Annotated in this window: 10 protein-coding genes and 2 pseudogenes; 3 read left to right on the top strand and 9 right to left on the bottom strand. The window is 50.1% G+C overall.

The window, feature by feature from the left end:
• Together BHE85_RS07295 and ligB are read left to right on the top strand one after the other, a co-directional pair.
• Positions 1-334, top strand: a 334-nt coding sequence (locus tag BHE85_RS07295) for an integrase core domain-containing protein (protein ID WP_052980286.1), incomplete at its 5' end; no start/stop codon positions are given.
• Positions 335-378: 44 nt separating this feature from the next.
• Positions 379-804 (top strand): annotated as a pseudogene (gene ligB / locus BHE85_RS07290) (NAD-dependent DNA ligase LigB); the annotation flags it as partial.
• Here the strand turns inward: ligB and BHE85_RS07285 are convergent.
• Both BHE85_RS07285 and dinD read right to left on the bottom strand, forming a co-directional pair.
• Positions 801-1418 (bottom strand): trimeric intracellular cation channel family protein, encoded by a 618-nt coding sequence (locus tag BHE85_RS07285; RefSeq protein WP_000924289.1) that lies wholly within the window; start codon positions 1416-1418, stop codon positions 801-803. The pseudogene ligB and the gene BHE85_RS07285 sit on opposite strands and share 4 nt — an antisense overlap.
• A gap of 291 nt (positions 1419-1709) precedes the next feature.
• The gene (dinD, locus tag BHE85_RS07280; RefSeq protein ID WP_004987253.1) at positions 1710-2534 is read right to left on the bottom strand and encodes a DNA damage-inducible protein D; all 825 of its coding nucleotides are present in this window, start codon (positions 2532-2534) and stop codon (positions 1710-1712) included.
• A 433-nt stretch (positions 2535-2967) separates the two neighbouring features.
• Here dinD and BHE85_RS07275 point away from each other — a divergent pair, with 433 nt between their 5' ends.
• Positions 2968-3327 carry a hypothetical protein gene (locus BHE85_RS07275; protein WP_001243001.1) on the top strand — a complete coding sequence of 120 codons (360 nt, stop codon included), beginning with the start codon at positions 2968-2970 and terminating at the stop codon, positions 3325-3327.
• Here BHE85_RS07275 and BHE85_RS07270 read toward each other — a convergent pair.
• The 7 genes and pseudogenes from BHE85_RS07270 to BHE85_RS07240 all read right to left on the bottom strand — a co-directional run.
• Positions 3320-3862, bottom strand: coding sequence for a plasmid pRiA4b ORF-3 family protein (locus BHE85_RS07270; protein WP_011379318.1), 543 nt, complete (start codon positions 3860-3862; stop codon positions 3320-3322). The two genes, BHE85_RS07275 and BHE85_RS07270, sit on opposite strands and share 8 nt — an antisense overlap.
• 120 nt (positions 3863-3982) lie before the next feature.
• Positions 3983-4168, bottom strand: coding sequence for a hypothetical protein (locus tag BHE85_RS27300; protein WP_000188903.1), 186 nt, complete (start codon positions 4166-4168; stop codon positions 3983-3985).
• 231 nt (positions 4169-4399) lie between these two features.
• A complete protein-coding gene (locus BHE85_RS07260; protein WP_001205651.1) occupies positions 4400-5011 on the bottom strand; it encodes a hypothetical protein in 612 nt (203 codons plus the stop codon).
• Between the two features lie 693 nt (positions 5012-5704).
• Positions 5705-6055 carry a hypothetical protein gene (locus BHE85_RS07255; protein ID WP_000806100.1) on the bottom strand — a complete coding sequence of 117 codons (351 nt, stop codon included), beginning with the start codon at positions 6053-6055 and terminating at the stop codon, positions 5705-5707.
• On the bottom strand, positions 6052-6693 hold the full coding sequence (locus BHE85_RS07250) for a hypothetical protein (RefSeq protein ID WP_000107253.1): 642 nt from the start codon (positions 6691-6693) through the stop codon (positions 6052-6054). The genes BHE85_RS07255 and BHE85_RS07250 overlap by 4 nt, the downstream gene beginning before the upstream one ends.
• A 10-nt stretch (positions 6694-6703) precedes the next feature.
• Positions 6704-7138, bottom strand: coding sequence for a single-stranded DNA-binding protein (locus BHE85_RS07245; protein ID WP_000126714.1), 435 nt, complete (start codon positions 7136-7138; stop codon positions 6704-6706).
• A 374-nt stretch (positions 7139-7512) separates the two neighbouring features.
• A pseudogene (locus tag BHE85_RS07240) lies at positions 7513-7857 on the bottom strand (DNA primase); the annotation flags it as partial.
• Positions 7858-7953: the final 96 nt, after the last annotated feature.

Here is a 7953-nt window from a genome sequence, read left to right as displayed (position 1 = left end):
ACCGTCCGGCACGGTCCATCACAGTGATAAAGGTTCTCAGTATGTATCGCTGGCCTACACACAGCGGCTTAAGGAAGCCGGATTACTGGCATCAACAGGAAGTACAGGCGACTCGTATGACAACGCGATGGCGGAGAGCATCAATGGTCTTTACAAAGCGGAGGTAATACACCGTAAGAGCTGGAAAAACCGTGCAGAAGTGGAACTGGCCACACTCACGTGGGTGGACTGGTATAATAATCGACGATTGCTGGAAAGGCTGGGCCACATCCCTCCGGCAGAAGCAGAAAAAGCTTATTATGCTTCCATCGGAAACGATGATCTGGCAGCCTGAGTTCACAGATAAAACACTCTCCAGGAAACCCGGGGCGGTTCAGGCTGGGGTCAAAACAGGTTCTTGGGCTGGATGGCATTGGTGAGGCCGGTTGGCGCGCGCTGCATCAGACTCATCGCTTTGAGCATATCTTTTCTTGGCTTTTATTAACGCCAGAGCAATTACAGAACACGCCGGGGATCGCGAAAAGTAAAAGTGCGCAGTTATGGCATCAGTTTAATCTGGCTCGTAAGCAGCCTTTTACTCGCTGGGTGATGGCAATGGGAATACCGCTAACCCGGGCGGCGCTTAATGCCAGTGATGAACGGTCCTAGTCGCAACTTTTATTTAGCACGGAGCAGTTCTGACAGCAGCTGCCGGGGACTGGATCTGGGCGCGCCAGACAGGTTATTGAATGGAAGGAAAATGCGCAAATCAAGAAGCTGGGCAGTTGGCTGGCTGCCCAGCAGATCACAGGTTTTGAACCTTAGTGACCTTCGTGGCTGTAGTAAAAGACCGGTAATCCCAGCTTAAGACGTAGCGCCAGTAAGCGGGCAAAAAAGCCGAATACCAGGGTGGAGATAATCACCACATCATGGTTAGAAACATAGTGTTGCAGCGCGATGTACAGCACGGCGGAGGCAAATGAGACACCAGCATACAACTCTTTCTGGAATACCAGTGGGATGCGTTTACAGAACATATCGCGCAAAACGCCGCCAAACACGCCGGTGGTTACCGCCGCGACAACGGCAATAATTGGGCCGTGCCCCATATCCAGTGCAACCTGTGCGCCGATGATAGAAAAGACCACCAGTCCGAGCGCATCGAGCACCAGAAACACTTTGCGCAGGTAAGGCATTACAGGAGCAACGATAGTGGTGAGTACTGCGGCGGTAGCGACGATAATCACATATTCCGGGTGTTTGACCCAGCCGAGCGGATAGTGGCCCAGCAGAATATCGCGCACTGACCCTCCGCCAATTGCGGTGGCGGTCGCAATAATAATTACGCCAAATGTATCCATGCGCCGTCGTCCGGCCGCCAGCGCCCCCGTCATGGCTTCGGCAGTGATGCCAACCAAATACAAAATGTGTAACAGCATGGTTCTCTCCCTAAAAATCTGTCTGGCAGGGTAGCGATTTGTGCGCATTGTCACGATTGAGATTTTTTAAGGTAAGAGGAAATTGATAACTTGTAGTTATGTGAAATCGCTATTTTCTGTAGCGTAGATGCATTATTCTGAGTTCTTGTCTGAGAAAATGCATAAGAAAAAATAGGTTAAAATTGAGGGGTGGAAAAGAAAGGTGCAATGTTTAGCCATTGTGTTCACTGCACCTGGACTTTGGCTTACGCATCGGGTATCTCAATTAAGAAAAAGAGTTTTTAGTTTCTGCTATTTCTTCTCTGTAATTTTTACACTGTTTTCCAACTGCTTGATGCTGACCTGCGGGGTCGGCAACTCCTCAGGCATGGTTCCGCCAAGTTCCTGAATGGTTTGCCTCACCTTGCGACCCACGTCAAAGTGTGTGGTGTTTGCTTGCTGTTTTGAATTCACGCCATCCCGCTTGAGTTTTTCTTCTGTTTGGGTAGCTCGAAAGAGATTAGCCGCCAGTTCTGTTGAACCCATATGATCCAGGATATTCTGATTCTTTTTCAGCCCCTTCCGCTGATGAATAGCTTTCTGATCTAATCCACCATACAGCCCCCGGTAACCATGATTCTGAAATATGGCGAAATCGATAGCTGTCGCTACCCCAGCTTGCTGCGCTGCCTCAACCAATTGTTTGTTATGTTCTTTCAATTCATTTCTCAGAAAAAGACGCTTTTCGTCTTCACGAAGTTGCCTGAAAGCTTCATCGTCAGCCAGCTCCTGCCGTCGGGTCTGGATAGCAAAATAAGTTTGCCCTGCCGCAATAACCGGTTTCGCAGGGTCGCCGTTTTGTACTACCAGGTAACAGGCATAGCGGGAGAGATGAACATCTTCAAGTTCTCGTTGAGCCCCTGAACCTAATACAACCATTTTGGTGGTTTCAACGAAATGGTCAGATGCAGCTTGATTGCTGGCTTCGCACGCTTGAGTCGCGCGGGCCAGTACCTTTTGAAAATTGCGCCAGTCCCGATAATCCAGTAACGGTGCCAATTCTCTAGCTGACCAAAATTCTTGCCCTTCAGTGCCATAATGCCGTATTTCTTCAAAAGGTTGATGATGTTCGTTCATTGCCCACTCCATGTGATATCGATTGCAAAGAAAGTAAATCTGTAACTGTATTTATATACAGTTGTGAGTATCTCACGTTCTCAGTGTGCTGGGCAAAAAAACATCGCAAAATCTGGAGCAGGCACGCAAAACAGAATTGAAGTTGCGGGGAAGAAAAATGCCGCTCTGTTTGAGTGGGCGGCATTTGTGAAGGCTGAAAAGTAAGAATTGGCGTTACGAGTTGAATCTGTTTATTGAGTAGTGGCTTTAAACGCCCGTGGTTGCTGTGTTTCTTGTAATGCGTTTTCTCAGTAGGTACACCCTTGTGTACACGGTATTTTGAGGCGCTGTCTTTGGCTGCTCGTTTTATGCTCTCATGCTTGCTGTTCTGGCCTCTTATCTTTTGCGCCTTATTGTATGATAGTGCTATCCCACAATAAGGAACCTGCCAGCTATGAGAATGACCAGCCGCAAAAAAGAGATACTTAGCTACTTTGAACCGGATAACCTCGAATGGGTGACTGGTGAGATTGGTGCGCCGCCGTTCGATGTGTCGGGTGTGGCCTACCTGCTTCATGGCATGGTGTCGTTCGATAAGCGTCACCAGCTCGAATCAACCCGGCGCACACTGGAAAGCATGGTTGCTGGTGGACTGCTTGAGCGGGTGACAGTGTATGAATCGCGCCAGATACGGCGCGGCGGTGAGACTAACGCAACGGTCGTGCGCTACGGTTTGCCCGGTCAGTGCGCTGTTATGCGCGATACTGGCGGCGCTGATAACGCAATATCAGGCGAATATATGAGGGTCAGTTAAGAGTCTGCAATCTGTCGTTGATGCTGCTCAGGTCGTAAACCCGGCGCTCAATATCCAGCATCAGGAAATTGTGGATCTCGGCCTGCTCAGGATTATCAGACTCTCTGGCCTGTAATAGCAATTCATTGTAACCATGCAAGCCGCCTGAGTTTTCCACCGGGGTGGTGCCTTTCCCACGCAGGCAGCTAATGGGCTGATTGCTCGTATCGTGTGTTTGCTTCTCCAGCACAATGACGCAATCCCACCAGTCGCCAAAGTCATACGTGTAAACCAGCTTGTCACCATCATTCTGGAGCGCTGCCCATAGTGGTGTGATTGCCGCATTACCCATGCTTTCATCCTCACCCCATACGCGATACTCGCTACCGGGATCACCTTTACGCCCTTTCTCGAACATATACAGGTGTTCGTCATTCCAGCCAAAAGCCAACTGGATCACCGCGTGAAGTTCACTAAAGGGGATTTGCTCTGGAACCAGCACACGCCGCCATATAGGTGGTTTGCTGTCTCGGATGGTTATCTTTAGCTGGTACATGCAAATCCTGAATAAATGCGAATCGGAAGGATAACGATACTGACGTACTCACAATTCTGTAAAGGTGAATAAAGGAAATTTGCTTAATACGCATAAGTTACATGCGGAATAATCCCGTATCTACCTGCGCGGCGCTGGCTTCTTCCACTGGTAGGCAGGTGCTCGCATCATTTCGCGGAACCTGTCGCGCCGGGCTATATCGGCATTAACTGAGCGTTCTATCTCCCGTTGATCTGCCTGTGTAAGCTGGTGGCCTCCATGCTCAAGTTTGGCGATGGTCAATAAGGCTATTTCGCGTGGTGTCATACGTCATACCCTCTGGAAGGATGAAACACGCCCGGATTAAATTTCATTTTTCGCGGGTATGAAAAAACGATGGGGCGGGCAGTCCTTAAGGCTCAGGATTGCAGAGATTTGGCCTCCCCCTCCCGGTGATAGTTTATTGCTTGATGTGGACGGCTTGCTATATTGGCGGCGAATGCAAATTGTCGCAGAAGTCTATCCCGTTCTCTGACGCCCCGTGCGGGCGTTTTGCTTTTATAGAGTCAGGCCAATGCCTCTGGCTGCTTTTCCTGCTTTACGCTCAATAACGCCCGTGATTCTGTCCACTACCGGGCTGAATGCCTGCCAGTAAGCCATCTCCATAACTGATAACTCTGCCCGCTTCCTGTCAAACGTAGCCCAGCGCATCCCCTTTGGTTTTGGGAACATGCGAATGTCATTAAACAGATTATTGGCAAGGTCATTGCTGCCCCATATCGCGCATCGCTGCTGGCGTATCTTCATGCGCATCCTGTCCAGTATGTCGGCACTCTGGCTTTTATAGTGAAGTTTCCAGCACGCCCGGCAGCCAATGTCTTTCTTGCCGATATACAGCTTTGCAGCCCGCTTCATACAGTGGGGGCAAGCGTACCATTCCCGGACGCCATACCCGGCCTTCGTGGTTGTGGTGCGAATAGCCCGCGTCACGCCGTTGATTGTCATGGCGTAGCTGTCGGCTTGCCGGAAGGCATACAACGTTCCGCTTTCGGTCTGGGTATAAAGCTGCGTACCCGGTTCAGCATCCGCCAGCCTGCTACGCATGTTCGCAAGGAATGGCAACCCTATACGGGGCAGGTCGGTGGTATAGCTGCGCGTTCTGTCTCTCACTGGCTGGCCTCCTGCGAATTACTGCGCATTAACTGCGAACGGTGCGCAAATTGAATACGAAATAATATGCGTATTTTACTGTAAATTGCGCACCAATTTTGCAATTTCACATCAATAAAGCCAGTAACCGCGCGGGGGTTGAGGATGGTTTGCGCATTGATATCCGTTTCGTTTTGCGGAGATATTTTGTTAACTGCGCAATTCGCAATTTACTGCGCAATGCTCGGGTTTCGTATTCGGAGGATTTTCCACTTTGCGTACTGCATTCGACTGTAGAAACCCAGCGATAATGCGCCTTACAGGCTGGTACGCAACTGCGAATCGGTTTCGTATCTGGTGAGAGTGCGTACCTGAGTTGCGTACTAAAACCTTAGCAAAAATTAGCATCGTACTGATACCGCCACCTCCAAACTGATTGAGCCAAAGCCAGCAATATCAGACGTCTTAGCCATTTTGCGCACGCATCTGTTTGCAATGCCGGCGTTAGAATTCGTCAGGTGGTACGCACGTTAAATGCGCAGTTTTGCCGCGTACCGGACTGCGTACTGCGAACCAATGCCGCAAACCTGAATATTTTTGACGACCTGAATCACAATTAGGCTCCTAGCCCGCTACTGGCAAGGACTTGGCTCCATTAGAGTTTTAAATCCGTCAAGAACAGTCCAATATTTTAGGCTGCGCTCGGAACGAACATCACGGCGCAGAAGTGTACCAACCGAAACTTGTTAACCCGGCATCGCAGCGCTCACGATTAAGCACACGTGGCGGGTTTTCTCTGGTCATCAACTCAAGCAAGGCATTGCCTCCCTGCGTCTCTAGGCGGTATTGCCTATCGGTAGTGGTAATGGCATCCGGCAATAACTTTATGGCGGCCTGGCTAAAGTCTCGCGGTGCGCCGTAAAATTGCGCATCAACAATATGAACCACATCGCCGTTAATCGTTGTCCGATAACGGTCTGGCTGTATGGTAAAGCCCCCACAATGGATAGCAGATAGTGCCGGTGCCGAGGAGATCAGGCCGGCTGCCAGAATGTATGGCTTCATTCTTCACCCACCAATTCATCCAGTTCAGCCAGCGTCATAGGCTTTGGTACAGGCTTGTCAATATCACCCATAATGCGCTGGAAGTTGCTGGCAGGCATATGGTTACGGTTCTCCAGTATTTTCGCCAGCGCGATAACATCCCACCATTTCAGGGCAATCAGCGCCTCAGCACGGGAAAGGGATATTCTCTGTATATCAGCATCCTCCCCACCAGCCACCCGGTATACCTCTGATAAATCACGAACATTTTTCATGTCTGCTTTCCCGGACGTTTCCATCAGTGCGTTAATATCATCCCCCGTATAGCGTGATTGCGCGACGATACCAGCCAGAGAGATAACCATAGCCCGGCATACCTGGTCTATCAGACGTAACCTGGTGTCATCATTCGAGAGGGTGTAAGACTTAACCTCAGCCACATTCCGTGGATAGTTGGCGTGCCATACCGCGACAGCTCCACATTCATCAACATCGCCGCTAAGGTAGGTTTTTGCCACTCGGTTATTACCCGATAACGCAATTTCTACCTCCTGTATGCCGAAAAACCATGCGGCTATCGCATGATCTGCTTCATGTATTGCAAGATGTCTGGGCCAGCGATAGCTGCCGAACTCAATAATGATGGGTTGCGTACTCATATCTTCCCTCTCAGAATGGCGTTTCATCGTCGAATGGTGGGCGTTGGTCGTATTCATCACGGGATGGCTGCTGCGCACGTCTCAGCGCGTCCGTTGCCTGTCCCCGCTGTCCTGCCTTCCCGCCGGGGCGTACCGTTCTGGCGCTGATCACACTGTCGGCTACTACCTGATACCCCTGCTGTGTACCGCCGTCCTGCCCTGTCCACTGGTTGAGTTGCATATTGCCTGCCACGCTCACAAGGTCGCCTTTCTGGTGCTTTGCCAGCGCATCGGCCTGCTTCCCAAAAGCAATAACGCCCAGCCAGAAGGTTGACTCTCCCGCCTCTGCCGCATTACAGGGGAGAGACACCGCCAGCCGCGCCATAGCCATGTTGTTACCGTTCGTTGTGGTGCGGGTCTGGGGATCTGCCACCAGCCGCCCGTATGCTGAAATTTGTGCTGTCATTTTCCCCTCACTGGATTATTAGTTTTGCTAATGACGATTTCTTAATGTGGGACACCTGCCGATTTTTTTTCATAGTAAGCAAAAATAGTGTTGTCTCTGTTGTCTTTGTTGTCTCACGGCTCTACAGGCCGCGCCACGTCTGGGTTTTGCTGAGACAACATTTGCAATTTCGTGTTGTCTCACCCGGCATAAATGTTGTCTCACTGCCTGCCAGACTAAAAACACACTTTCGCCCTGTTGTCTCAAAATGGCTAAATGTTGTCTCGGTGTTGTCTCAGAAATTAAAATAAAATCCTTATAAATCAATCTCAATTACAAATTGAGACAACAAAGACAACCGAGACAACACTAAAACTACGCATGTGAAGAAATAATTATTCTTCTGGCTGGCTGCTTTCCTCTGCCATGAAATTGAGTACATAGACGCGAATCTGTCGCCCATCCTCCCTTACTCGCCCCTGATAGCCTCGCCCGCTCGTTGGTGGTGTAAGCATTCCTGCATTCTTTAGAACTTCGGCAAACTGTTTGGTATTGAAGCCCTTTGCAATCTCCTGCTCAAACGCTGCCGGGAAGGTGTAGAAAATTATCGGGTCGCCGTCGTGGTTCCCCTTCTTCCTGTACCCGGCTAAATCACGGATGGGTAAATCGCGCGGGTCATAACCCAGCGGCGCGAATCGACTCAGCCCATAGGCATTCAAAAACGCCTCCGTCTGCTCTAATGCCGATCAGTTAAGGATCAGTTGACCGATCCAGTGGCTGTGTAAGAATCCGGAAACGCTCACTTGTTTCCGGATTTTTTTATGCACATTGGACAG

Source organism: Shigella sp. FC1567, from assembly GCF_001743015.1.
Classification (GTDB): domain Bacteria; phylum Pseudomonadota; class Gammaproteobacteria; order Enterobacterales; family Enterobacteriaceae; genus Escherichia; species Escherichia coli.
Note: the sequence above shows the minus strand (reverse complement) of the source record. Positions and strands in the feature narration are given on the sequence as shown.

Coding starts and splice junctions, on each gene's coding strand:
- BHE85_RS07285 (WP_000924289.1), bottom strand. CDS start 1,418: ATGCTGTTACACATTTTGTATTTGGTTGGCATCACTGCCGAAGCCATG.
- dinD (WP_004987253.1), bottom strand. CDS start 2,534: ATGAACGAACATCATCAACCTTTTGAAGAAATACGGCATTATGGCACT.
- BHE85_RS07275 (WP_001243001.1), top strand. CDS start 2,968: ATGAGAATGACCAGCCGCAAAAAAGAGATACTTAGCTACTTTGAACCG.
- BHE85_RS07270 (WP_011379318.1), bottom strand. CDS start 3,862: ATGTACCAGCTAAAGATAACCATCCGAGACAGCAAACCACCTATATGG.
- BHE85_RS27300 (WP_000188903.1), bottom strand. CDS start 4,168: ATGACACCACGCGAAATAGCCTTATTGACCATCGCCAAACTTGAGCAT.
- BHE85_RS07255 (WP_000806100.1), bottom strand. CDS start 6,055: ATGAAGCCATACATTCTGGCAGCCGGCCTGATCTCCTCGGCACCGGCA.
- BHE85_RS07250 (WP_000107253.1), bottom strand. CDS start 6,693: ATGAGTACGCAACCCATCATTATTGAGTTCGGCAGCTATCGCTGGCCC.
- BHE85_RS07245 (WP_000126714.1), bottom strand. CDS start 7,138: ATGACAGCACAAATTTCAGCATACGGGCGGCTGGTGGCAGATCCCCAG.